The organism is Ralstonia sp. UNC404CL21Col (assembly GCF_000620465.1).
Lineage (GTDB): Bacteria > Pseudomonadota > Gammaproteobacteria > Burkholderiales > Burkholderiaceae > Ralstonia > Ralstonia flatus.
On record NZ_KK211140.1, the window covers coordinates 797414 to 821749 of the forward strand.

Annotated in this window: 19 protein-coding genes; 9 read left to right on the plus strand and 10 right to left on the minus strand. The window is 63.0% G+C overall.

What is annotated here, in order from left to right:
• Positions 1–55: 55 nt before the first annotated feature.
• Together N511_RS0121680 and N511_RS0121685 are read left to right on the plus strand one after the other, a co-directional pair.
• A complete protein-coding gene (locus tag N511_RS0121680) occupies positions 56–1291 on the plus strand; it encodes an NADH:flavin oxidoreductase/NADH oxidase family protein (RefSeq protein WP_027681181.1) in 1236 nt (411 codons plus the stop codon).
• Between the two features lie 90 nt (positions 1292–1381).
• Entirely contained in the window at positions 1382–2215 is an 834-nt protein-coding gene (locus tag N511_RS0121685) for an aldo/keto reductase (protein ID WP_027681182.1), read from the plus strand.
• 21 nt (positions 2216–2236) lie between these two features.
• On the opposite strand, the gene N511_RS0121690 is transcribed toward N511_RS0121685, so the two are convergent.
• The 3 genes from N511_RS0121690 to N511_RS0121700 all read right to left on the minus strand — a co-directional run bounded on the left by N511_RS0121690 (position 2237) and on the right by N511_RS0121700 (position 6914).
• Positions 2237–2656: a hypothetical protein gene (locus N511_RS0121690; RefSeq protein WP_027681183.1), complete on the minus strand. Its 420-nt coding sequence runs from the start codon at positions 2654–2656 to the stop codon at positions 2237–2239.
• 450 nt (positions 2657–3106) lie between these two features.
• Positions 3107–5806, minus strand: a complete 2700-nt coding sequence (gene mdeB / locus N511_RS0121695; protein ID WP_027681184.1) for an alpha-ketoglutarate dehydrogenase — start codon at positions 5804–5806, stop codon at positions 3107–3109.
• A gap of 91 nt (positions 5807–5897) precedes the next feature.
• Entirely contained in the window at positions 5898–6914 is a 1017-nt protein-coding gene (locus N511_RS0121700) for a 1-aminocyclopropane-1-carboxylate deaminase (RefSeq protein ID WP_027681185.1), read from the minus strand.
• Between the two features lie 145 nt (positions 6915–7059).
• On the opposite strand from N511_RS0121700, the gene N511_RS0121705 reads away from it, so the two are divergent.
• A complete protein-coding gene (locus N511_RS0121705) occupies positions 7060–7581 on the plus strand; it encodes an Lrp/AsnC family transcriptional regulator (RefSeq protein ID WP_027681186.1) in 522 nt (173 codons plus the stop codon).
• A 17-nt stretch (positions 7582–7598) separates the two neighbouring features.
• Here the strand turns inward: N511_RS0121705 and N511_RS0121710 are convergent, their stop codons facing one another.
• Positions 7599–9077: an aminotransferase class V-fold PLP-dependent enzyme gene (locus tag N511_RS0121710; protein WP_027681187.1), complete on the minus strand. Its 1479-nt coding sequence runs from the start codon at positions 9075–9077 to the stop codon at positions 7599–7601.
• Between the two features lie 145 nt (positions 9078–9222).
• On the opposite strand from N511_RS0121710, the gene N511_RS0121715 reads away from it, so the two are divergent.
• The gene (locus tag N511_RS0121715) at positions 9223–9693 is read left to right on the plus strand and encodes an Lrp/AsnC family transcriptional regulator (protein WP_027681188.1); all 471 of its coding nucleotides are present in this window, start codon (positions 9223–9225) and stop codon (positions 9691–9693) included.
• 55 nt (positions 9694–9748) lie between these two features.
• Here N511_RS0121715 and N511_RS0121720 read toward each other — a convergent pair whose 3' ends face one another.
• The 6 genes from N511_RS0121720 to N511_RS24630 all read right to left on the minus strand — a co-directional run bounded on the left by N511_RS0121720 (position 9749) and on the right by N511_RS24630 (position 15736).
• Positions 9749–10807, minus strand: coding sequence for a type VI secretion system protein TssA (locus N511_RS0121720; RefSeq protein ID WP_037027195.1), 1059 nt, complete (start codon positions 10805–10807; stop codon positions 9749–9751).
• A 76-nt stretch (positions 10808–10883) separates the two neighbouring features.
• A complete protein-coding gene (gene tssG / locus N511_RS0121725; RefSeq protein WP_027681190.1) occupies positions 10884–11927 on the minus strand; it encodes a type VI secretion system baseplate subunit TssG in 1044 nt (347 codons plus the stop codon).
• A 2-nt stretch (positions 11928–11929) separates the two neighbouring features.
• Positions 11930–13810, minus strand: a complete 1881-nt coding sequence (tssF, locus tag N511_RS0121730) for a type VI secretion system baseplate subunit TssF (RefSeq protein WP_027681191.1) — start codon at positions 13808–13810, stop codon at positions 11930–11932.
• A gap of 4 nt (positions 13811–13814) precedes the next feature.
• Positions 13815–14336 carry a type VI secretion system baseplate subunit TssE gene (gene tssE / locus N511_RS0121735; RefSeq protein ID WP_027681192.1) on the minus strand — a complete coding sequence of 174 codons (522 nt, stop codon included), beginning with the start codon at positions 14334–14336 and terminating at the stop codon, positions 13815–13817.
• Positions 14329–15165 (minus strand): type VI secretion system accessory protein TagJ, encoded by an 837-nt coding sequence (locus N511_RS0121740; protein ID WP_027681193.1) that lies wholly within the window; start codon positions 15163–15165, stop codon positions 14329–14331. Before N511_RS0121740 ends, tssE begins: the two co-directional genes overlap by 8 nt.
• Complete coding sequence (locus tag N511_RS24630) at positions 15155–15736, minus strand: TagK domain-containing protein (RefSeq protein ID WP_155954078.1); 582 nt, start codon at positions 15734–15736, stop codon at positions 15155–15157. Before N511_RS24630 ends, N511_RS0121740 begins: the two co-directional genes overlap by 11 nt.
• A gap of 446 nt (positions 15737–16182) precedes the next feature.
• Here N511_RS24630 and tssH point away from each other — a divergent pair, with 446 nt between their 5' ends.
• The 5 genes from tssH to N511_RS0121770 all read left to right on the plus strand — a co-directional run bounded on the left by tssH (position 16183) and on the right by N511_RS0121770 (position 24325).
• Positions 16183–18888 (plus strand): type VI secretion system ATPase TssH, encoded by a 2706-nt coding sequence (gene tssH / locus N511_RS0121750; RefSeq protein ID WP_027681194.1) that lies wholly within the window; start codon positions 16183–16185, stop codon positions 18886–18888.
• A 47-nt stretch (positions 18889–18935) separates the two neighbouring features.
• Complete coding sequence (tssB, locus tag N511_RS0121755) at positions 18936–19475, plus strand: type VI secretion system contractile sheath small subunit (protein WP_027681195.1); 540 nt, start codon at positions 18936–18938, stop codon at positions 19473–19475.
• Positions 19476–19524: 49 nt separating this feature from the next.
• Positions 19525–21018: a type VI secretion system contractile sheath large subunit gene (gene tssC / locus N511_RS0121760; protein ID WP_027681196.1), complete on the plus strand. Its 1494-nt coding sequence runs from the start codon at positions 19525–19527 to the stop codon at positions 21016–21018.
• Positions 21019–21131: 113 nt separating this feature from the next.
• On the plus strand, positions 21132–21617 hold the full coding sequence (locus N511_RS0121765; RefSeq protein ID WP_027681197.1) for an Hcp family type VI secretion system effector: 486 nt from the start codon (positions 21132–21134) through the stop codon (positions 21615–21617).
• Between the two features lie 107 nt (positions 21618–21724).
• Positions 21725–24325 carry a type VI secretion system Vgr family protein gene (locus tag N511_RS0121770; protein WP_027681198.1) on the plus strand — a complete coding sequence of 867 codons (2601 nt, stop codon included), beginning with the start codon at positions 21725–21727 and terminating at the stop codon, positions 24323–24325.
• Positions 24326–24336: the final 11 nt, after the last annotated feature.

The window sequence follows — 24336 nt, forward strand, 5'->3', positions numbered from 1 at the left end:
CTTTAAGCTTAGGGTTCAGGTGTCGTCAAATGTCAAATCCTTCGCGGATGCCACCATGAAACTCTTCACGCCCCTCGTTCTGCCCAACGGCGCGGTGATTCCAAACCGCCTGGCCAAAGCCGCCATGGAAGAAAACATGGCCGATGCCGATCACGCGCCTTCCGACGCGTTGCTGCGTCTGTATCAGGCCTGGGCCGCAGGCGGTGCCGGCCTGATCCTGACCGGCAATGTGATGGTCGACCACCGGGCCATGACCGGCCCCAACGGCGTCGTGCTGGAAGACGGCGCGCATCTCGAACGCTTTCGCCGCTGGGCCGAGGCGGCGCGCGCACATGGTGCGCATGCGTGGGTGCAGATCAACCATCCGGGGCGCCAGATGCCGGCATCGCTCGGGCAGCCGACGGTGGCGCCTTCGGCAGTCCCGCTGGCGCTGGGCGCGCTGTCCAAGCAGTTTCCGATGCCGCGCGAGATGACCGAGGCGGATATCCGCGACGTCCAGCAGCGCTTCACGCGCAGCGCGCAACTGGCCGAGCAGAGCGGCTTTACCGGCGTGCAGATCCACGCCGCGCATGGCTATCTGCTGAGCCAGTTTCTGTCGCCCATTTCCAACCGTCGGCAGGACCAGTGGGGCGGCCCGATCGAGAATCGCGCGCGCCTGCTGCTCGATATCGTGCGCAGCGTGCGCGCCGCCGTGTCGCCGGAGTTTGTGGTGGCGGTCAAGCTGAACTCCGCCGATTTCCAGCGCGGCGGCTTCAGCCCCGACGACGCGAAGCAAGTGGTCGAGCTGCTCAACCCGCTGGGCGTCGACCTCGTTGAATTGTCCGGCGGCAGCTACGAAGTGCCGGCCATGCAAGGGCAGGCGCGCGATGGCCGCACACTGGCCCGCGAAGCGTATTTCCTGGAATTCGCCCGCGACATTGCCGGCATTGCCCGCATGCCGCTGATGGTCACGGGCGGCATCCGGCGCCGCGCGGTGGCGGAGCAGGTGGTCGACAGCGGCGTCGATATGGTGGGCATTGCGACGGCGCTGTCCATCGATCCGAACCTGCCGCGGGACTGGGCGCGCGGCAAGAACAGCGCGCCGGTGCTGCAGCCCATCACGTGGAAGAACAAGGCGCTGGGCGCACTCGCCAACATGGCTGTCGTCAAGTTTCAGCTCGGCCGGTTGAGCAAGGGGCGCACGACGGCCCCTGGCGTGTCGCCCCTGCGTGCGCTGATCGAGCAGCAATTGGCCGCGGCCTGCCAGTCGCGGCGCTATCGCCGGTGGGCGGCGCAACGTCAGGCGCGCTAGCCGTATTTTCTGACCGGACGGGCGCGAGCTTAACGGTGCGCCGCGTCTCTTGTAGATTCATGTTTTGCCTGACCGATCGGAAAGCACGACATGAAACACGTCACTCTGCCCAACGGCGAACGCGTCCCTGCACTCGGCATGGGCACCTGGAACATGGGCGACGACCGCGCCACGCGCGCCGAAGAAATCGCCACGCTGCGCTTGGGCCTCGACCTGGGCTTGCGGCTGATCGACACGGCCGAGATGTACGGCGAAGGCCGCTCTGAATCGCTGATTGGCGAGGCCATTGCCGGACGGCGCGATGAGGTCTTTCTTGTCAGCAAGGTCTATCCGCACAACGCCAGCCGGCGCGGTATCGCCGCGGCGTGCGAGCGCAGCCTGCGCCGGCTCGGCACCGACCGGCTCGATCTGTACCTGCTGCACTGGCGTGGCGATGTGCCGTTCGAAGACACGTTGGAAGGCCTGCAGGCCCTGCAGCGCGAAGGCAAGATCCGCCAGTACGGCGTGAGCAATCTCGACCTGTCCGACATGGAGGAGTGGTGGGACGCGCCCGGCGGCGATCAGACCGCCGTCAACCAGCTGCTCTACAACCTGAGCCGGCGCGGCATCGAGTGGGATCTGTTGCCCTGGCTGCGCGAGCGCCGCGTGCCGGTGATGGCCTATTCGCCCATCGAGCAGGCGCGGCTCGTTCGGCATCCGAAGCTGGTGCGCTTCGCCCAGGCGTGCGGCATGACGCCGGCACAGGTGGCACTCGCGTGGCTGCTGGCGAATGACGACATCATCGCGATTCCCAAGACCGGCCACCGTGACCGCTTGCGCGAGAACATCGGGGCGCTGTCGCACACGCTCACGGCTGAGCAGCTTGCGACGCTGGACAGCATTTTCCCGCCGCCCAAGGGGCCGCGCGCGCTGGAGATGCTCTGAGCGGCTAAGCGCGCTAAGCGCTCAGCGCGACTTCGCCAGGTAGCGCGCGTGGTCGACGTAGCCCATCAGGTAGACGCGGGCCTTCTCGCGCGTGTCTTGGGTGACGCGGTCGGCGGCCTTGCGCGCGCCGGATGAAGACATCGACGTGCTGAGGTGGTCGCGGAAACCGTCGTGCATGGTGCGCAGGTCGCTTTCGCACGCGTCGAGCGCGGAGGCGACCACAGCCTTCGTCTGCGTGGTGCCCGGCACGCCGCTATCGGCCTGGCGCTGCACGCACGCCATGTAGTTGGCGCGCAGCACCTGCCAGCCGTTGTCTACGCTGGCGTCAGTGGCGGCCGCAGCGGCGGTGGTCGAATCAACGGGCTGCTGTTGCGGGTGCGATGCGCAGGCACCGAGCAAGGCCAGCAGGACAAGAGACGAGCAAGTCAGGGCTTTTTCCATGGCATGGAATGTACTGCAGGGCCTCGCTGCTTGCGCTACGCGAAGTCGACCGGGATGCACGCCGTAACATTTGGAAACGAAAAAGGGCGCTGACGAAACGCCCTTGGCTGAACCCGCCGCACGACCGATTTCAGAAGACCCTGCCTGGGCGTATTTCGCTGCGCCGATGCATCGACCGCAGCGAGCGCCGCGATTCAGCCTGCCACGCACCGACACTAAAGCGAGACGCGCGAGCCAAAAAGCTCGGGCCGTCGAGCAAAAAGCCTCGCGGGCCGAGTTCTGAGCCTCAACCGCCGAGCAAAAAGCTCGACACGCGGAGCAAAAAGCTCGGCACGTGGAGCAAAAAGCTCGGCACGTCGAGCAATTAGCGCCACACGCCGAGCAAAAAGCCTCAAACGTCGAGCTTCGATCTCCGCGAGCCGAGCTGAGTGCCTCGCGAGTGCAGCTTGTTCAGCGCATCCACGGCGCGTCGGCCATGGTCGCGTGTTTGCCGTAGCGTGCAGCCGCCTCACGCACCACGGCGTGATCCAGTTCACCGTCGTCGGCGAGCGCCTTCAGTGCGGCGATGACGATGGACGCGCGGTCCACTTCGAAGAACGCGCGCAGCGCCCGGCGGGAATCGCTGCGGCCGAAGCCGTCGGTGCCGAGCGTGACGTAGCGGCGCGGCACGTGCGCACGGATCAGCTCGGGCACGGCGCGCACATAGTCGGTGGCCGCGACGACGGGGCCGCGCGATGCGCGCAAGACGGTTTCCACATACGACGGCGCGGCTTTTTCGCCCAGGCGGGCAACGCGCTCCACAGCGATGGCTTCGCGGTGCAGCTCGGAAAAGCTCGTGACGCTCCAGGTGGCCGCGTCGATGTTCCAGTCGTCCTTGAGCATCTGCGCAGCGGCCATGACTTCGCCCAGGATGGCGCCCGATCCGAGCAACTGCACGCGCGCGGTCGGCAGGCTTTGCGGGGCCAGCGGATACATCCCTTTGAGAATGCCCTCGCGCAGATCGCGATCCGGCATCGACGGCTGCGCGTAGTTCTCGTTCGTCACCGTGAGGTAGTAGAACGTGTCTTCCTGGCGCTCCAGCATCGCGCGCATGCCTTCGTCGAGGATGACGGCCACCTCGTAGGCAAATGCCGGGTCCCACGCACGGCAGTTGGGCACCGTGGATGCGGCAAGGTGGCTCGCGCCGTCCTGATGCTGGAGGCCCTCTCCGCCGAGCGTTGTCTTGCCCGCCGTGGCACCGATCAGGAAGCCGCGCGCGCGTTGGTCTGCCGCTGCCCAGATGAGATCGCCAATGCGCTGGAAGCCGAACATCGAGTAGTAGATGTAGAACGGCAGCATCGGCAGATCGTGCGTGCTGTAGGCGGTGGCGGCAGCAATCCACGACGAGATGGCGCCGGCTTCCGAGATGCCTTCCTCCAGTATCTGCCCGCCCGTGTCTTCGCGGTAATACAGCATCGAACCCAGATCTTCCGGTTCGTATTGCTGGCCCAGCGGCGAATAGATGCCGACCTGGCGGAACATGCTCGCCATGCCGAACGTGCGCGCCTCGTCCGCCACCACCGGCACCATGCGCGGGCCCAGCGTGTCGTCTTTCAGCAGGTTGCCGAACATCCGCACGATGGCCATCGTGGTCGACATCTCGCGGCCTTCGGCTTGCAGCGCGAATTGTCCCCAGGATGGCAACGCAGGCACGGTCAGCGCCTGTGTTGCCGCCTTCCGCCGTCTGGGCAGATAGCCTCCGAGGGCAGCCCGGCGTGCATGCAGGTATTGCATCTCCGGGCTGTTTGGCGCTGGCTTGTAGAACTTCAATTGCTCGACATCGGTGTCCGACAGCGGCAGGCGGAAGCGGTCGCGAAACGCCTTGAGCTGATCGACATCGAGCTTCTTCTGCTGGTGCGTCGTCATCCGGCCTTGCCCAACGCTGCCCATGCCGAAGCCCTTCATCGTCTTGGCGAGGATCACCGTGGGCTGGCCGGTGTGCTGCAGTGCGCGGGCGTAGGCGGCGTGGAGCTTGCGCACGTCGTGGCCGCCGCGGCGCAGGCGGTCGATGTCTTCGTTGCTGAAATGCGAGACGAGCGCGGCAAGCTCGGGGTTCTGGCCAAAGAAGCGCTCCCGGTTGTAGGCGCCGTCGTTGGCGGAGAAGGTCTGGAACTGGCCGTCGACGGTCTGCGCGAATGCACGCAGCAAGGCCCCCGAATGGTCGCGGGCGAAGAGGGCATCCCAGTCCGAACCCCACAGCACCTTGATGACGTTCCAGCCCGCGCCGGTGAACTGCGCTTCCAGTTCGTCGACGATGCGGCCGTTGCCGCGCACAGGGCCGTCGAGCCGCTGCAGGTTGCAGTTGATGACGAACACGATGTTGTCGAGCCGCTCGCGCGCCGCCAGCGACAGCGCGCCGATCGATTCCGGCTCGTCCATTTCACCGTCGCCAAAGAAGCCCCACACCTTGCGTTCGGTGGTGTGCAGCAGGCCGCGGTTGTGCAGGTAGCGCATGAAGCGCGCCTGGTAGATCGCATTGATCGGCCCGATGCCCATCGACCCGGTCGGGAACTGCCAGAACTCGGGCATCAACCACGGATGCGGATAGGAGCACAGCCCGGGTCCCGTGATTTCGCGCCGATAGTGTTCGAGATGTGCCTCGTCGAGAAACCCTTCGAGATACGCCCGCGCATAGACGCCGGGCGACGCGTGCGGCTGGAAGTAGACGAGATCGCCGCCGTGCGCCGCGTTGTCTGCTCGGAAGAAATGATTGAAGCCGACTTCGAACAGATCGGCGGCCGATGCGTAGCTGGCGATGTGCCCGCCCAGCTCGCCGTAGGCCTGGTTGGCGCGCACGACCATGGCGAGCGCGTTCCAGCGCAGCGCGGCGGCCAGCCGCTCTTCGGTATCGATATCACCGGGATACGGCGGCTGCGCTTCAACGGGGATCGTGTTGGCGTAGGGCGTAACGCGGGCGAGGGCGGTGCCGACGCCCAGCGTTGCGGCGCGTTCCGCCAGGCGGTCGAACAGGAACTGCGCGCGCGCGGTGCCGGCATGCTGGACGACGGCCTCCAGCGCGTCGAGCCATTCGGCGGTTTCCCCTGGGTCGCTGTCTTCGATGCGGTGCGCGAGGGAGCGCATCGACGCGGCGCCGGTCGATAAATCCGTCATGACGGGTCCTGCCTGAAGGAAGGATGGGAAGGCGGGCCGTGATCATGCGATGCACGCCCGCGCCCGGATGCGCCGCCGCGGCGGCGCTGCATCAACCGTTGCGGAAGATGAAGCTGTATGCGTTGAGCGCCGGCACGCCGCCCAGGTGGGCGTAGAGCACGCGCGAGCCTTCAGGAAATTCACCGTTGCGCACCATGTCGATCATGCCGTGCATGGATTTCCCTTCGTACACGGGGTCGGTCAACATGGCTTCCTGGCGTGCGCACAGGCGAATGGCTTCCAGCGTGCCTTCATTGGGCAAGCCGTATTCCGGGCCGCCGTAGCGCGTGTCGAGCACCACGTCCTTCTCCGTGATGTTTCGGCCGAGGTCGACCAGTTCGGCGGTGTGCTGTGCGATGCGGAGGATCTGCGCGCGCGTCTGTTCCGGCTTGGCCGAGGCGTCGATACCGATCACCTTGTCGGCCCGGCCATCCGCCGCAAAGCCGACGACCATGCCGGCTTGCGTGCTGCCCGTGACCGAGCAGACGACGATGTAGTCGAACTTGAAGCCCAGCTGCGCTTCCTGCTGGCGCACTTCTTCGGCAAAGCCGACAAAGCCCAGGCCGCCGAGCGGGTGTTCGGAGCAGCCGGCCGGAATCGGGAACGGCTTGCCGCCGCGCTTGCGCACGTCTTCCATGGCCTGTTCCCAGCTGGGCCGGATGCCGATGTCGAAGCCTGCGGCATCGAGGCGCACGTCGGCGCCCATGATGCGCGACATCTCGATATTGCCGACGCGGTCGTACACGGCGTCGGAGTAGTTCACCCAGTTTTCCTGCACCAGCACGCACTTGAGGCCAAGGTGCGCGGCCACGGCGGCCACCTGGCGCGTCTGGTTCGACTGAATCCCGCCAATGGACACCAGCGTGTCATACCCGCCTTCCAGCGCTTCCGGGATCAGGTATTCCAGCTTGCGCGTCTTGTTGCCGCCGAAGGCCAGGCCGCTGTTGCAGTCTTCGCGCTTGGCAAACAGCTCCACCTTGCCGCCCAGATGCGCGCTCAATCGTTTCAGCGGCTGGATGGGCGTCGGGCCGAACGTCAGGGGATAACGGGGAAATCGCTGCAGGTTCATGAGGTGGCTCCTTCAGTGCCGCAAATGGCGGGATGTCGGAAACCAATGGTACGCAGAACGCCGCGAAATGAGGTTGCAAAGATCGTCTACTATCCAGAACGTAGCTGGCTGTAGATCAGTTAGCGAATCTCTTTATTTCTTGAAAATGAAAAAGAGCGAAACAAAATTGCAGGAAGATTCTGACGCGTCGGCAGCTTCGGCGCGCCACGCCTTGGATCGCACCGATCGCGCGATTCTCCGGGCGCTCCAGCGCGATGCGTCCATCTCCAACGTGGCCCTGGCGGCCAAGGTGAACCTCAGCCCGCCGGCCTGCCTGCGCCGCGTGGAACGGCTCAAGGAGCTGGGGCTGATCAAGGGGATTGTTGCGCTGCTCGATCCGCGGGCGCTGGATCTGGGGTCGCTGGTGATGATTGGCGTCGTGCTGGATCGCTCGACGCCGGAATCGTTCACCGCATTCGAGAAAGCGGTGCAGAAGGTGCCCGGTTGCCTGGAGTGTCACGTCGTGACGGGCGAATTCGATTACTTCATGCTCGTGCGCACGAAAGACAACGAAGGCTACAACCGGCTCCATGCCGAACAGCTGCTGTATCTGCCGGGCGTGCGGCAGATCCGGACGTTCATGGTGCTCAAGCAGGTGCTGTCGACGACGGAGCTGCCGGTGGCGTAGCCGGGCGGGGCTGAGGCTCAGCCCTTGCGCTGCTCCATCAGGCGGTTCCACAGCATGCCCGCCCGGTTGCCGCTCCTGCAATACGCGAGGATGGGCTTGGGCAGCGTGTCGACCAAGGCGCCGAACGCGGCAACGTCTGCATCGCCAATGCCATTCGGCTCGACGGGCAGGTAGCGCGCTTCCAGGCCCAGTTCGCGCGCGGCGGCGGCAATGTCCTCGAAGGCGGGCTGGTCGCTGCTTTCGCCATCTGGGCGGTTGCAGATGACCGAGCGGAAACCTGCATTGCGGATGGTCTTCAGATCGGCCGGCATGATTTGCCGCGATGCGGTCAACCCGCTCGATGCCGTGGCGCGGCATTGCTCGATCGCTCGCTGGAAGCATGCAGCGGCAAAGTCGACGTCCTGTTCGGTCGCAAAGCGGCCCAGGCTGATGCGGACGGTGCGGCCTGCGGCATCGGCATCCAGGCCGATGGCCGTCAGCACGTGCGAGGGCGTGCCTGCTGCAGAGTTGCACGCCGACGTGGACGACACGGCAAGGTCGTCGCCCAGCATCATCGGCATGAAGCCCGGCGCGTTGACCGTCAGGCTGAGGGTGTGCGGAATGCGTCGTGCCACATCGGCGTTCTGCACCACGTCGCCGAGAGCGAGCACCGCTGCCTTCAGCCGCTGGCTCAGCGCAGCAATGCGGGCGGTTTCGTGCTCCAGTTCTGCCGCAGCCAACTCGCACGCCACGCCCATCCCGACAATCTGATGCGTCGCCAGCGTGCCCGAGCGCAGGCCGCGCTCATGGCCGCCGCCGTGGATTTGCGGTGCAATGCGCGAGGCGATGTCGCGGCGGACATACAGCGCGCCGATCCCCTTGGGGCCATACACCTTGTGGGCGGACATCGACAGCATGTCGATGCCGAGCGCGCGCACATCGATCGGCGTCTTGCCGAGTGCCTGTGCAGCGTCGACGTGGAACAGCGCGCCAGCGGCATGCACGATCTGCGCGATCGCGCCAACGTCGGTCAGCGTGCCCAGCTCGTTGTTCACCAGCATGAGCGAGACGAGCCCGGTGGCGGGCGTCATTGCAGCGGCGACCGCTTCGGGCGTTATTTCGCCGTCGCGTGTCGGCGAGAGATACGTGACCGAACAGCCGCGCGTCGACAGGTTCGCCATCGTGTCGAGAATGGCCTTGTGTTCGATGCGGCTGGTGATGAGGTGGCGCTTGCCGGTGGCGGCGTCTGCGTAGCCCTTCAGCGCGAGGTTGTTGGATTCGGTGGCGCCCGACGTCCAGATGATTTCGTCGGCATCGGCGCCGATAAGCGCGGCAACTTGCTCGCGCGCTTGCTCGACCTTGTTCCGCGCGACGCGGCCGGTCGCATGCGAACTCGATGCAGGGTTGCCGAAGGCGCCTTCCATGCCAAGGCAGGCGGTCATGGCTGCAATCACGCGCGGGTCTGCCGGCGTGGTGGCCGCGTAGTCCAGGTAGTGGAGGGTATTGCTGTCGCTCATTTCGTTTCTGTGCTGCGGTGGATGCTGGGAAAATGATACGGCGGACAGCCCAGAAAAATAATTCAAAGTTTCCTGTGAATTCCTCGATATGGTGGGGAATATTCCCTAAAATTCAGCTTCCATAGAAGAAAATTTCTCTACCGAAATGGATGCCATTGACCGCGAACTACTGAGGCTGTTGCAGGCCGATGCGACGCTGCCCGTCGCAGAGCTAGCGCAGCGCGTGAATCTCTCGCAAACACCGTGCTGGAAGCGGGTGCAGCGGCTCAAGGACACGGGCGTCATCCGGGCCCAGGTGGCGCTGTGCGACGCGCGCAAGCTGGGCGTCGGCACCACGGTGTTCGTGGCCGTGCGCACCGATCAACACACCGAGAAATGGGCGCAGCGTTTCACGCAGGTGGTGCGCGATATGCCCGAGGTGGTGGAGGTCTACCGGATGAGCGGCGAGATGGACTATCTGCTGCGCGTCGCGGTGGCCGGCATCGAAGACTATGACCGCGTGTACAAGCACCTCATCAAGTCCGTGCCGCTGTCGGATGTGAGTTCATCGTTCTCGATGGAGCAGATCAAGTATTCGACGGCGCTGCCCGTGCGGGATGGGGGGCAGGGGGATTGAGGGCTTGGGTGGCGCGCCAAGCAGTTGGTTGTATCGCGGCTGAACGTGGGGCTCGTCAGTGCTCCCGCGCCCAGCGTTCAACAAGTTCCGCCGGAATCGCCTGAAACACTTCATCAAAGCGCTTGCCGGTCAGCCGTTCGGCTTGCTTGAGCAGAAGCGCCACAGGGCTACTCGGCTCATGCGCCTCAAACCAGATCCGGGCGGCTTGAATGGAGGCAAGGGCGGTATTACGGTCCATGATGGGCTCAGGTGGGTTGCTATCAAGCGGCGTTACTACCGAGCCCTCGATGGCGGTGCCCCTCAACCCTTGTGCGGCGGCCGGCGAGCGTTCCGAGACCGGAAGTGCAATCACAGCAGATGCTGCCGGTGGTGACGCGCCAGTCACCGTATCCAGCAGGCGCAACAAGGTTCCCAAGTCAGGATAGTCGTCCGGAAGGTGATGTCGCGCCCAGGAGTCGATCGATGACGCAAAGGCTTGAGCCTCGTCCAGCGCGGACAGTACCGCGTCGTTTTGGTTGCGCAGTTCGTGGAGCTGGTGATGCACTGCCTCGGGTGCCAACGCGTCTGCTGCGCGTGCAGTGCTCAATGATCGCTCGACGTCGCGCACTCGCAGGCGTAACACGCCGTTGGTTGAGATCACTAGATCGCGCACGTCCTGCATCAGCCCTTGCGGGTCGGCCAACGCGGCCAGCGCGTTAGCGCGCACGGCCGGGTCGGGCTCACCGTCCACCACCACTTGCGGGTAGATGGTCTCCGGCCATGTCTCTAGCAATCGAGACAGAATGCACAGCCCGTCCCGCAACCCAATTGCCTGGTCCAACCGGACCCGGCAGCGCACCAGCAATATGAGGATACGAATATCCCTCGTGCGCAGCAGCAGGCGACGGCAGTCTCGCTCCACTTCCGTCCAGTTGATTGCCTCGGGAGGGCTGACAAAATCACCATACTGAGCATCTTGCTTAGGCGTGACCTTGCCTTGCAGAAGAACGAATTCGGGGTCGTATTCCAGATCGTTTCCGCACGGGTGCGCCTCGGAGATGGGCTCCAACAGTTCGGGGAAGATCAAGGCACGGAGCGCGGGCTGCGCATCTTTGGTTTTCTTGCTGAAGAACATGTGATGAGTAAGCGGCGGCTATTGCGCCACCGCCATGTGGTCATTTCGTTGGGCGGAGGGTTGTTGATGGAGCGTCTCAGTGCTTTGCGTACTGCTCCGGCTCGAACACCATGCCGGTAATGGCACGGCTGCGGTCAGGCTCGCCGAGCCAGGTCGACCATCCCAGGCGTTCCGATGAGCCGAGCACGGCTGGCGGAGCGGCGTCAGGAATCACCTGCAACTCAACCTCCCACACGAACTCGTAGCCAACGAACGAGCGCACCCATTCGATCAGCACGGGCAGGTCCCGTCCATTGGGCGTGAAATTCAGATACTGCTGCAGGTTCAACGGCCCGATGACGAGCCGAAATTTGTGCTGCCGATCTGGCACCATCTCGCCGAGCATGGCGCCTTGCCCCATCATGCTGGGCGGGCCCGGGTGCCCCAGCTGGGAAAGCTCATCGGGGTCAACCGCGATCCAATGCAGCACGAACTCATCAAGGCGCACCGGCACGCCAAAGAAATGGGCCAGCGTGGCGACAATGCCGTCCGGGCTGCGCGATTCGCGCACGTGGTGCGCGCTGGCGGCCAACCGCGCGTGCGGTGGTAGCGGGCTTCCTGCAATCTCGGCTGCATCGGACCCGGCCAGCCACCCGACATAGCGCGAGAACACCTCGTCATCCGGGCGATCCAGCCCCGCCGTTGACTGTGAATGCGCCCACGCTTGATAGAACTGCGTCAGCGCCCGGTGGTGGAACAGGTCCAGGAAATCCGCCGTGGTGGTGTCGCGATGTGCCTCCGTGCGCTCCCGCACGATTTCTGTGAAGTGAAGCGGCAAGGCACCATTCGGCCCCAGCATGCCCAGCCCGAATAGCTGGATCTTGAGCTTGCCCTGCACTTGCTGCAGCTGTGCGATTTCGCGCGGTGCAAACGTCAGGGAGGCCAGTTGCCCGATCCGGAAATGCTCGTCCTGTGGACGGCTTGCTTGGCCGATCGGTGGCAAATCGGGGCGATGTGCTGCCAGTTGACGTAACAGGCCCAAGAAACTAAACCGCCAGGGCTCGCTTTGCGCTGCGGATATCACTGGTATGGCCGGTGAGCCAGTTGTCGGCGGCGTGCTGTCGTCAAAGCCTCGATACATGGCTACACCGTACTCCGCGTGCCCATGCGCACTGGCCACCGATGCACGCGCCCACGCTGAATCGAATGCAGCTCTGTCTCTGTGAACGAGTTTACCGACACATGCCGGGTCAGGAACTGCTCAAGCACCATCCCAAAGAGATACGGGCTGATACCCGAGAACCCCGTCTCGTCCACTGTCAACTGGCACTGCACACCACGGCCGTAGATGATGGGGCCGCTGCCCGGTAGCCGTCGGGTGACCGGTTTGACCTTCGAGCCAATCAGGCTGTCGATCTGGCGTAACTGGGCTGCGTCATCACTGGCCACGAACAGGCGCAACATGTCGCGCAGGCCCTGTCCGCCTTCGCGGTGATCCAGGTCGGTCAGCGAGAGATAGTTGAATCCCAACTGGCGGATCAACCGCCAAGCCATTTCGCCTTCAGCAAACGGCGCACGCGGGGCGGACGGTGGCCGAATCAAGCCGACACCTGTCACCGGAATCGAATCCGGCGAGCGCAGATCATTGAAGCCATTGCGCGGCACCAGACTCGATAAGTCCCGATTGGTGGCCATCGCGTCGACCGAGAGGTATCGCAAATCGTTCGGGTAGGGCGCTTCCCTTTGATCCACGAGAGAAACAAAGACCTCTGTGCCGGTATACGCCGTCCGGGTTCCGTACTTGCGAGCATGGTTAGAGGCCAGCCGCCGCTCGCGGCGCACCGAAAAATATCGCCCGTGGTTGCCTTCATCCCGATTGAGGGTCGCGAAGAGCGGCCGGAATTCGACTGCAGTAGCATGTTCATGCGCCTGCCCCGACAGCGTCTGGACCGAAAAGATCTCGTAGTCGAGCGGGCGACGGCGGCTTGCCACCAAGTGAAATTCCGTGCGCCCGGGCTGAATCTCCATCCGATCGGTACGCATCGGAAAGAGGTTGACGACGGGGGTGCAGAAGAGCGCAAACTGCCCTGCATCCACTTGGTTGACCAGTGCTTGTGGAGATTTCGAGAGCAGCACAACCAGCTCGGCTTCTCGGCTGTTGATTCCGCGCAAGCCTGGCGCGAGGCCATTGAGCCCGAAGAAATAGAAGCGCTGCGGGCATGCAAAGTACTCGTGCACTAGGTTATGGCCGTGGAATTTGTTCCAGTCCAGCGGCAATGCACTTTCTTCGGGAGCCATGCCGACACGGCTCACCGCGTTGGTTGTTACAGCATGCAAGCGCTCGCCCATGGCTCCCGGCTTGCCAATCAGTACGGCACAGCCCGCGCTGTGCAGCAGCTCGAACAGGTGGGATGCAATTTGATCATTGCCGCACAGGTGGATTGGCAACGTATCCAACCCATCCAACTGAGAAAAGGTGCCTTCGCCATGAAGTCGCAGCCGAAGGCGTAGCGCACCTTGAATGGTCACATGGGACGGCACATAGCGCTCCAGCCCCTGGATGTCGGGCGGAATGCCAGTAAGGCGTGCCTCGGCAATCTCGATGGGCCACAGCGACAGTGGTTGTGTCGTGCGGAATTCGCATTCCGTGGCTTCCCCGGCGGGCGCCCGCGCATGCAGCATCGTACCGCGCGGTACCGCCATGCCGCGCATCAATCCCCCTTCCTGATAGCTGGGGTGGAACTGCGCCACAGCAATGGCGGGGGTCGGCGCCACGTAGTTGGGATAGATGACTTCCAGCAGTCGTTGAGTAAAGCGCGGAAACTCCGCATCCAGCTTGATCTGCGTGCGTGCGGTCTGAAAGCAGAACGCCTCGATCAGCCGCTCCACATAAGGGTCGGCCACCTCGATGCCATGCATGCCCAGGCGCTTGGCTACCTTGGGGTGCTGCTTGGCGAATCCTCCCGCCAGCTCGCGCATGTAGACGAGCTCGCGGTTGTAGTAATCCAGCAGTTGCGGGTCCATGGTGTCAGTTGGCGTGAATGGAGCGAACGTTCATTCGGCCGGTTTCCAGGTCCAGAGAACTCTGTGCGGTAAATGCCATCGGATACGGGTCCATGTGGATCAGCCCGCTGATCTCGAACACCAGCATGTTGTAGCGCATCGGGGCGTCTTCTTTGCGCAGCGGATTGACCTCCAGCGAGCCCGGAATAAGCCGCGGCTCAAAGTCCAGAATCGCCCGCCGCACAATCTTGACGATGTCGGCCCACTTGTGTCCCGACATGTAGGAGCCGGCAACCGGTGGGACCCCATAGTTGATGGCCGATGCGGCCGCCTCCGGGTATTGAACCCGTTCGATCTCATCTTCGCGATTGGTGGTGTTCAGCAGGTAGGTCAGATCGCGCTGAATGATCTCGCGCATCTGCGTGCGCTTCATGGTGTATTCCTCCGGGCCTTCGGTCTGGCGGGGCGGCGCATCATCACGCAATCGATCAAACAGCGTCGGCAGGAGTTGTGCATTGGGGCGCCGGGGCGCGCGGTACTCACTCATCGGCGTCGCCCAAGATCAGCGTCGACACGTCCAGCAGCCCAGCGTCACCCGCGCTCGTCATCCACGTCTTCTGGCCAAGCGCGATGATGCCGGTCTCGCCGACCTCCGACCAATGTGTCTCGCGCGCCAATCGCAGCGCATCGCTACCGCGCTGGGAACCCGGATAGCGCACCGGCGTGAAGCCACGGTGGATAGAACCATCCGGCAGAGTGACCGTTGCTGAGCGCCAGACCAGATCGAGTAGGCCTGTCACCGGCCCCATCTCCAGCTTGCGCATCTGCGCAAATGGCAGCCAGGCATAACGCCCGCCCAACACAATTTCGCAGGTCGGGCCATACCGGGTGTCGCTATCGGCAATCCAGTCAAACGAGGTGCCATTGAAAGCGCCGCCACAGTCTGACACTTCGGATAACGCTTGCTGCCGGCAATGATCCGCACCGTTCATGTCACCCGCCTCAGCGAGCGCAAGGGCATTGCGCAGCGGCGTCACCCAGTCAGGCGAGGGCAACAACCCCCCCGGCTCACGCCTGCCCTTGACGACATCGACTCGAAGCACCTCGACCCGAATCAAGTCTCGGTAAACATGCGCAGTCTGTGCAAGGTCCGGCATCAACTGCGTTGCCACCTGCAATTGCTTGAGCGCACGCAGCCAATCTTCCATCACGCACAGCCATTGGAATAGCTGCCAACGCTCCGCAAACGCGCCAGGCTGCTGGCGCACGCGTACCTCCGCATTCTGCAGCGCCTGGGCAACCGAACCACTGTGCTGCAAAGCCGTTGCCAGACTGGATTTCAAGGCAGGCTCCAAGAGCGAGGTATCAGTCGTCATGGGAATTCGGCTCCTGTGGTTGTGCCGGGGCAGGGTGATAGGCGCTGTCCATCGACACGAGGTGATGCTCGCGCTTTGTCAACGCCGCCTTGATGCCACGCCGGTCGGGTACAGGGATGTCACCCGCAAAGAGGTGCAGCACGTCCGGCATGGCGGGCGCCGCAAACAAGGGAGCACCGAGCGAATCGGGTCCGCCGATCAGGCTTTCGATACGTGTTGGACCTGCTAGTAGATCCAACAGGCTCGCGTCCTTGGCGGAGGCGTCTGCTGGCATCGGGTCGTCCGTGTGGCCAGCAGGCTGCACAAGCTCTCCCTTGGGCGAGGCCAGATACCAGTTGACCTTTGCCAGCTCGGGGTTGCGCAGTACGGCCGCGGCTTCACGGCTGAGTACCGCCAGAACATCAGTGGATTCAGCCGCTGCATCCGGCACAGCGGGGAGGGGCGTCGCGCTATTGGTGCGCAAGATCGAGAACGGGTCATCCACACAGCCCTTCCAAGGGGAAGCCTCACTTGTTGGCACCAAGTCGTCGAGGTTTCCACCCGTTGAAGAATGGCGTTGCTGGTTGCTCATGATATCCGCGCCCACTTTTTCTCAGAAAAACGGCGCCGATCATAGACGCAAACCACCGAATAGAGGAATGCATCACAAAAAATATGATTTTCTGATTTAGAAAATCAGAATTAAATGTAATTGGTGGTTTGGTGTTCTTTTTTATTGTATTGGATTGGTTGTTGTGAGCATTCCTGATTTAGTCAATGACCTCGGTATTTGTATCTGTAAAAGCTTGTGCTATTGGTGTCGGTGCGGTGGGTATTAGTCAAATTTTTACGAGTGTTATGGGCTGACGCGACTACCGGTTCCACTGGGTATGTGGAGAATCATTGATTGTAAATAGTTGTGCCTATTTTTAGAGAATTAATTCGGTTGCTTTATTTTGTTTTCATCCAATAACATAAATAAAGGGAGTGATTTATCGGCTGCATTGCGATGCGGGCTGGACCTATAAATAAGAAAACATGGACATTTCACGTCAGGCCCTGTTTGGTCGGTTAAATCCGACGCTTTTCAAGGCGATTGAAAGCGCCACCGCTTTCTGCAAGCTGCGCGGCAACCCGTATGTCGAACTCGTACACTGGCTGCATCAGCTGGTGCACGCCCCGGACGGAGACATGCAGCGTTTGTTGCGGCACGCCGGAGCAGACCTCCAGGCATTGGAGTCCGATCTTGCGCGCGCACTGTCGGCGTTGCCCGCCGGCGCCACGTCTATCAGCGACTTCTCCTTCCAGATCGAATCCGCCGTCGAGCGCGCCTGGGTCTACGCCACTTTGGCGTTCGCAGACGACCGCGTGCGCGGTGCCTATCTGCTGACCGCACTCCTCAAGACCCCAGAACTTCGCCGCACGGTGCTGGGCATCTCGCCCCAGTTTGCGAAAGTGCGTGCGGACGATCTGGTAGAGACCATTTCCGCCCTGGTCGCGCAGTCCCCCGAAAGTACCGAAGCCGCCTACGACCGCAGCGGCCTGGCACTGGCGGTCCCAGGTGAGGCCAACAAAGCCATGTCTCCTGGCGCTTCGGGCAAAGGCGCCCTGGACCAGTACTGCCGAGACCTAACCGAAGACGCTCGCGCCGGCCGTCTCGATCCCGTCATTGGCCGCAAGCACGAAATCCGCACCATGACGGACATTCTGTTGCGCCGCCGTCAGAACAATCCACTGATCACAGGCGAAGCCGGTGTCGGCAAGACCGCCGTGGTCGAGGGCCTGGCGCAAGCCATCGCTTCCGGCGAGGTCCCACCGAGCCTCGCCGATGTGCGCCTGTTGAGTCTGGATGTCGGTGCATTGCTGGCCGGCGCCAGCATGAAGGGCGAATTCGAAGCGCGCCTCAAGGGTGTGCTGGAGGAGGCTGCCAAATCGGCCAATCCGATCATCCTGTTTGTCGACGAAGCCCACACGCTCATGGGTGCGGGCGGCCAAGCCGGCACGGGCGACGCCGCCAACCTGCTCAAGCCCGCGCTCGCGCGGGGCGCACTGCGCACGATCGGCGCCACCACGTGGAGCGAATACAAGCGCCATATCGAGAAAGATCCTGCGCTCACACGCCGCTTCCAGGTTCTGCAAGTCATGGAGCCACAGGAAGCCAACGCCGTCACCATGGTGCGCGGCCTGGTACCGACCTTTGAAACGCACCACAAGGTGCTGATCCGCGATGAAGCCGTGCGCGCCGCCGTCAAGCTCTCGAATCGCTACATCCCCTCGCGCCAGTTGCCGGACAAGGCCATCAGCCTGCTCGACACCGCCTGCGCGCGCGTGGCCCTCTCGTTACACGCACCGCCCGCCGCCGTTGAGCTGCCACGCCAGCGCCTGGCTGCCGTCGAGGCCGAGGCAGCGCTGCTGGCCAAGGAAGCGGCCTTCGGCAGACAGGACAACCGCCGCGTCGCTGACGTGGAGAACACGGTCCGCGAGATCAAGACGGAGCTTGCCCAGACCGAAGCACGCTGGCAGCAAGAGGCCGCATTGGCAACCGGCGTACTCGCGCAACGTCAGGCCATTGTCGAGTCCTTGGCTGCGGGCACGGAAGATGCGGCCCGCGCAGCGTTGATGGCGTTGGAATCCGAACTGGCATCCGCGCAAGGCGAGACGCCGCTTCTGTATACCGAGGTGGATGAAGCCGTCGTCGCGGCCATCGTGGCGGACTGGACGGGCATCCCCGTCACCCGCATGGTGGCCGACGAAGTCGTGACCGTGATGGCGCTACCGCAAACGCTCGCTGCCCGCGTCATCGGCCAGGACCACGCCTTGGTCCAACTGGGCGAACGCATCCAGACCGCCCGTGCCCAGCTGACCGACCCGAACAAGCCCGTGGGTGTGTTCCTGCTGGTCGGGCCCTCTGGTGTCGGCAAGACCGAGACTGCGCTGGCACTGGCCGATGCGCTCTACGGTGGCGAGCAGAACCTCATCACCATCAACCTCTCCGAATTCCAGGAGTCGCACACGGTCTCCACGCTCAAGGGCGCGCCGCCGGGCTACGTGGGCTACGGCGAGGGCGGTGTGCTGACGGAAGCAGTGCGCCGCCGCCCCTACAGCGTCGTGCTGCTCGATGAGGTCGAGAAAGCCCACCCCGACGTGCACGAAGTCTTCTACCAAGTCTTCGACAAGGGCTATATGGAAGACGGGGAAGGGCGCCACATCGACTTCAAGAACACCATCCTGCTGCTGACGAGCAATGCCGGTTCGGACCTGCTGAGCAGCCTCTGCGATGACCCAACGTTGATGCCCGAGCCCGCCGCGCTGCGCGATGCGTTGATGCCCGAGCTGCGCAAGGTGTTTCCGGCAGCGTTTTTGGGCCGCCTGGTGGTGGTGCCGTATCTGCCGCTTGCGGCAGAGAACCTCGGCCGGATCGTACGCCTGCACCTCGACCGCGTGGTCACCCGCACGCGTGAGCAGCACGATATTGCGCTCACTTATGGCGACGCCGTGGTGTCACACATCGTCGAGCGCTGCCCGTTAGGGGAGACCGGTGCCCGCAAGCTCATCAGCTTCATCGAGCAAGTCATTCAGCCGCAACTGGCCAAGCTCTGGCTGGGGGCGCTCGCCGAGAAGCGCCAACTGCTGGCCATCGACATCCACTTAGCCGAGGGTGACAGCGCTGAATTGCTCTACCACCCCGAATACCTTCCCGGCCGTACCACCACTCCGGCGATTCCCGCAGCCGAACCGGCCTGAGGCCGTGCGGCACCTCAACCCTTCCATGTAACCCACTGGGGAGATTCATGTCTGTTGTGAACAGCTCGCAGAAATTCATCGCACGTAACCGCGCGCCGCGTGTGCAGATCGAGTACGACGTCGAAGTGTATGGCTCGGAAAAGCGCATCGAGTTGCCCTTCGTCATGGGCGTGCTGGCCGACCTCTCGGGCAAGCCCGCCGAGCCGTTGCCGCCGGTGGCCGACCGCAAGTTCCTCGAAATCGACATTGACAACTTCGACGAGCGCATGAAGGCCATGAAGCCGCGCGTGGCGTTTGCCGTGAACAACACGCTCACGGGCGAAGGTCAACTGATGGTCGACATGACCTTCGAGAGCATCGAAGACTTCTCGCCCGCTGCCGTGGCCGGCAAGGTCGATGCGCTCAAGCAACTGCTCGAGGCCCGCACGCAACTGGCGAACCTGCAGACCTACATGGATGGCAAGTCCGGCGCCGAGTCGCTCATCAACCAACTTCTGCAAGACCCGGCCCTGCTGCAAGCGCTGGCCAAGGCGCCGAAGTCCGAACCTGCCCAAGTCCCAGCGGGCGCTGACTCGGCCGAGTCCTGAATTACGCGGTTTCGCGCCTTCCTGAATTCCACCTTTGAGCGAACAATCCATGGCTTCCGCACAACAACGTCAAGAACAGACCGTCGCAACGGTTGATCAGTCGGACTTCGCGTCGCTAATCAACCGCGAGTTCTCCCCCAAGACCGACCAGGCACGCGAGGCTGTCGACCTGGCCGTCCGCACGCTGGCCGAGCAGGCACTGGCCAGCACCTTTACGATGAGCGACGATGCCTACAAGAGCATCGAAGCCATCATCGGCGCGATCGATAAGAAGCTCTCCGAGCAGATCAACCTGATCCTGCACCATGAAGACTTCCAGAAGCTGGAATCCGCTTGGCGTGGCCTGCATCACCTGGTGTCGAACACCGAGACGGATGAGAAGCTGCGCATCCGCGTGATGGACGTGTCCAAGGAAGAACTGCGCCGCACGCTGCGCCGCTACAAGGGCATCGGTTGGGACCAAAGCCCGCTCTTCAAGCGCCTCTACGAAGAAGAATACGGTCAGCTGGGCGGCGAGCCCTACGGCTGCCTAGTCGCCGATTACTACTTCGACCACACCCCGCCCGATGTGGAACTGCTGAGCTCGATGGCCAAGATCTCGGCTGCGGCGCACGCGCCGTTCATCGCAGGCGCTTCGCCGTCGGTGCTGCAGATGAACTCGTGGCAAGAGCTGGCCAACCCGCGCGATCTGTCCAAGATCTTCCAGAACTTGGAATACGCACCGTGGAACGCGCTGCGCAACTCGGAAGACGCCCGCTACGTCGGCCTGGCCATGCCGCGCTTCCTGTCGCGCCTGCCGTATGGCATCAACACCAACCCGGTGGATGCCTTCGACTTTGAAGAAGACACGGATGGCGCTGACCACCGCAAGTACGTGTGGAGCAACGCGGCCTACGCCATGGCGGTCAACATCAACCGCTCGTTCAAGCAATATGGCTGGTGCACGCTGATCCGCGGCGTGGAGAGCGGCGGCGTGGTCGAGAACCTGCCGTGCCACACCTTCCCGACGGACGACGGCGGTATCGACATGAAGTGCCCGACCGAGATAGCCATCTCGGACCGCCGCGAAGCCGAGCTGTCGAAGAACGGTTTCATCTCGCTGGTGCATCGCAAGAACACCAACTACGCCGCCTTCATCGGTGCGCAGTCGCTGCAAAAGCCGGCGGAGTACTACGATGCCGATGCCACGGCCAACGCCAACCTGTCGGCACGCCTGCCGTACCTGTTCGCCTGCTCGCGCTTCGCGCACTACCTGAAGTGCATCGTGCGCGACAAGATCGGCGCGTTCAAGGAGCGCGAAGACATGCAGCGCTGGTTGAACGAATGGATCATGAACTACGTGGATGCCGACCCGGCAAACTCCTCGCAAGACACCAAGGCACGCCGCCCGCTGGCTGCCGCTGAAGTGGTGGTGGAAGAGCAGGAAGGCAACCCGGGCTTCTATAGCGCCAAGTTCTTCTTGCGCCCTCACTTCCAGCTCGAAGGCTTGACCGTGTCGCTGCGCCTGGTGGCACGCCTGCCATCGGTCAAGGAAGCTGCGTAAGCCAAGACCCCCTCAATTTCAACCAAAACCGTATCTCTCTGGCCTGTATCCGCAGGCCCGTGGGGGACTGTTTCGGCTTTTTGCTGTACCGCTAACAATCAAGGAGCTTTGCAATGGCACAGGACATCTTCCTGAAGATCAATGGCATCGATGGCGAATCGCAAGACGCGTCGCACAAGAACGAAGTGGAAGTGCTCAACTGGAGCTGGAAGATCGAGCAGCTCTCGACCATGCACTCGGGCAGTGGCGGCGGCGCTGGTAAGGCCACCGTGTCGGATCTCACCTTCGAGCATCACATCGACCGCGCCTCGCCCAACCTGATGAAGTACTGCCTGACCGGCAAGCACATCGACCAGGCCACGCTAGTGGTGCGCGAGGCTGGCGGCAACCCGCTGGAGTTCCTGAAGATCACGATGAGCGATGTGCTCGTAACACAAGTGGCGCCGGGTGGCTCCACTGACGACAAGGTGCGTTCACGCGAAATCGTGTCGCTGTCGTTTGCCAAGGTCAAGCAAGAGTACGTCGTGCAGAACGCCCAAGGTGGCAGCGGCGGCGCTGTGACGGCTGGGTACGACATCAAGGGTAATAAGGAAGCTTGATGAACCTCGCCCGTCTGTCGTCGTTGACGGACGGGCGATCCCAAGCGCAGCAGAAAACCACAGCACGTCAATGTGCTGTTGAGGTGTTCGAAAGAGGGTAGGGAACAATGGGTGCAGCAGAGCAAGTCGCCAACCTGATGGGCAGCCACCGCACAGTCAAAGCCACGAGCGCAGCAATCCCCAAGTTACTGGGGCAGCCGCAATTGGAGTTCGTGCGCGTGAGTGGCCGCGAAGCCCTGAGCGAACTGTTCACCTACACGGTCGACCTGCGCCCAGTCTCCCTGGCGGCCGAGCAAGCCATGCTCGAAGCCGACCTCGACGACGCCATTGGCCTGGAGATGACGCTGACGATTGAGTTGGACGGCATCGGCACTGGCTTGATGGGCGGCGTGGGCTCGGGCGAGCGCCAAATCACCGGCCTCATCACCGCCGTCGAACAAATCGGTGGTGTGGCCGACAACCGCCTCTACCGGTTCACCCTGCGCCCCTGGCTCTGGCTCGCCACCCAAACCGCCGACTACAAAGCCTTCCAGAACAAAAGCGTCATCGACATCCTCGACGAAGTCCTGGCCGACTACACCTTCAGCGTCGACAAACGCCTGGACGAGAGCGCCTTCCCCAAACTCGAATGGGAAGTCCAGCACGGCGAAACGGATTTCGCCTTCCTCCAACGCCTCACCGAAGAATGGGGCATCACCTACTTCTTCGAACATGACGGCGGTCACCACCGGCTCGTCCTCGTCTCCGAATCCGGCGCCTGGCGCAAATTCCCCAGCGCCGCATACCACACCCTGCCGATCTACCCGCAAGGCTTCAAGGTTGACGAAGAACACCTCACACGCTTCCAACCCATCAACCGCCTGCGCACTGGCAAGATCACCCTCAAAGACTACGACCCGCGCCAACCCAAGGCCGATCTCACCACCGGCGACAGCCTCCCGCGCGACACACGGTTCTCCGAGTTTGAACGCTACGAATACGAACCCGGCAGCTACACGAACCGAGACCTCGGCAACCAGCGCGCCCGCATCCGCATGGAAGAGCGCCGCGCCAAAGGCCGTCGCGTGCGTGGAGCAGGCGCCCTGCGCGGCATCGCAGCCGGCTGCACCTACCAGATCGCCAAACACGACAAGGACGACCTCAACCGGGAAATCCTCATCGTCAGCACCGAATTCCAACTCGAAGACGTCGCCATCCAATCTGGCAGCGCCCAGCGCTACGCCTGCCACGTCCGCTTTGAAGCCCACCCCACGGATGAAGTCTTCCGTCCACCGCTGACCACCGCCAAACCGCGCGTCAGGGGCATCCAGCGTGCCGTCGTCACCGGCCCCGAGAACCAAGAGGTCTGGACCAACGACTTCGGTTGCGTCAAAGTCCAGTTCGAGTGGGACCGCTACGGCCAGTACAACGAAAACTCTTCCCCCTGGATCCGAGTCGCCAACGGTTGGTCAGGCGACCAGTTCGGTGCAATGCACGTGCCGCGTATCGGGCAGGAAGTGCTTGTGGATTACCTCAACGGTGATCCGAACACGCCCATCATCATCGGGCGGGTGCCGAACCAGTTGAACCTGCCCCCATGGGCACTGCCCGGCCAGCACGCCCTCAGTGGCATCGCCAGCAAGGAACTGTTTGGCAAACGGCGCAATCATCTGGTGATGGATGACACCCAAGGCCAGATTCAGGCCCAACTGTCGTCTGACCACCAGACCAGCCAACTCAACCTCGGCTATCTGACGGGCGTACCCGGCAACCCGGGGCGCAAAGACCCACGTGGTGAAGGCTTTGACCTGCGCACCGATGGGCAGGGTGCTATCCGTGGTGCCAAGGGCTTGTTCCTCACCACGGAAGGGCAGGTTGCAGCGGTGGGCGGTCACCTCGACCGGCAAGAGTTCATCCGCTGCATGGAGGCCGCGCTTGAAGCCGCCAAATCCCTGGGCGACTACAGCAGCCAGCACGAGGCCCTGAAAACCGACGCAGACCCGCAATCCACTCTCACGAAAGCCATTGAGGAATGGGATGCGGGGGCAAACAACCATCAGGACAAGCCAGGCCAAGGTGGCCAGCCCGTGCTAGGCGCCTACGCGCCGGCCGGTATCGCCTTGGCTACACCCAAAAGCTTGACTAGCTATGCAGGCCAGCACATCGACACCGTATCCAAGCTGAACCAGCAACAGACTGCAGGGCAGCAATACCTCGTCAACGCCGGCACTGGCATTAGCTTGTTTGCGCATAGCGGTGAGTGGAAGGGGATTGCCCATCAAGGGCAACTCGTGCTGCAAGCCCAGCAGAAGAGCATCACCGCCAATGCCAGGCAGGACGTGGTGGTTACCGCCACGGACGGTTCCATTCTGCTCAACAGCAAGACCGGCATCACGCTCATGAGCGGCAACGCGGGGATTCGGATTGCGGATGGAAAGGTTGAGGCCTTTGGGCCCACGCTCATCCACCTGCATACGGGGAACTTTGATGTGCCAGGGCCGGAGGGCGTCAATGGGGCGCTGCCGCAGTTTGATTCGGCCAAGGCCGAACGTGGTTTCGAACTGGTTCGGGCACACGACAAACAGCCCATTCCTAACGCTCCCTACACCCTGGCCAAAGCGGACGGTGGCGTCGAACAGGGCATCGCTTCCAACGGGACGACAGAGCAATCTGTGACGCAGACCATTGAACAAATGACGGCGGCATTTAATGCGCCCAAACTGTACTAAGGCAAGACCCC

Bases quoted from the DNA above. Each gene is read 5' to 3' on its own strand.
- N511_RS0121720 (WP_037027195.1), bottom strand. From the start codon at position 10,807: ATGTTCTTCAGCAAGAAAACCAAAGATGCGCAGCCCGCGCTCCGTGCC.
- N511_RS0121680 (WP_027681181.1), top strand. From the start codon at position 56: ATGAAACTCTTCACGCCCCTCGTTCTGCCCAACGGCGCGGTGATTCCA.
- tssB (WP_027681195.1), top strand. From the start codon at position 18,936: ATGTCTGTTGTGAACAGCTCGCAGAAATTCATCGCACGTAACCGCGCG.
- N511_RS0121710 (WP_027681187.1), bottom strand. From the start codon at position 9,077: ATGAGCGACAGCAATACCCTCCACTACCTGGACTACGCGGCCACCACG.
- N511_RS0121740 (WP_027681193.1), bottom strand. From the start codon at position 15,165: ATGACGACTGATACCTCGCTCTTGGAGCCTGCCTTGAAATCCAGTCTG.
- tssF (WP_027681191.1), bottom strand. From the start codon at position 13,810: ATGGACCCGCAACTGCTGGATTACTACAACCGCGAGCTCGTCTACATG.
- N511_RS0121690 (WP_027681183.1), bottom strand. From the start codon at position 2,656: ATGGAAAAAGCCCTGACTTGCTCGTCTCTTGTCCTGCTGGCCTTGCTC.
- N511_RS0121770 (WP_027681198.1), top strand. From the start codon at position 21,725: ATGGGTGCAGCAGAGCAAGTCGCCAACCTGATGGGCAGCCACCGCACA.
- tssE (WP_027681192.1), bottom strand. From the start codon at position 14,336: ATGAGTGAGTACCGCGCGCCCCGGCGCCCCAATGCACAACTCCTGCCG.
- tssH (WP_027681194.1), top strand. From the start codon at position 16,183: ATGGACATTTCACGTCAGGCCCTGTTTGGTCGGTTAAATCCGACGCTT.
- N511_RS24630 (WP_155954078.1), bottom strand. From the start codon at position 15,736: ATGAGCAACCAGCAACGCCATTCTTCAACGGGTGGAAACCTCGACGAC.
- tssG (WP_027681190.1), bottom strand. From the start codon at position 11,927: ATGTATCGAGGCTTTGACGACAGCACGCCGCCGACAACTGGCTCACCG.
- mdeB (WP_027681184.1), bottom strand. From the start codon at position 5,806: ATGACGGATTTATCGACCGGCGCCGCGTCGATGCGCTCCCTCGCGCAC.
- N511_RS0121715 (WP_027681188.1), top strand. From the start codon at position 9,223: ATGGATGCCATTGACCGCGAACTACTGAGGCTGTTGCAGGCCGATGCG.
- N511_RS0121700 (WP_027681185.1), bottom strand. From the start codon at position 6,914: ATGAACCTGCAGCGATTTCCCCGTTATCCCCTGACGTTCGGCCCGACG.
- tssC (WP_027681196.1), top strand. From the start codon at position 19,525: ATGGCTTCCGCACAACAACGTCAAGAACAGACCGTCGCAACGGTTGAT.
- N511_RS0121705 (WP_027681186.1), top strand. From the start codon at position 7,060: ATGAAAAAGAGCGAAACAAAATTGCAGGAAGATTCTGACGCGTCGGCA.
- N511_RS0121685 (WP_027681182.1), top strand. From the start codon at position 1,382: ATGAAACACGTCACTCTGCCCAACGGCGAACGCGTCCCTGCACTCGGC.
- N511_RS0121765 (WP_027681197.1), top strand. From the start codon at position 21,132: ATGGCACAGGACATCTTCCTGAAGATCAATGGCATCGATGGCGAATCG.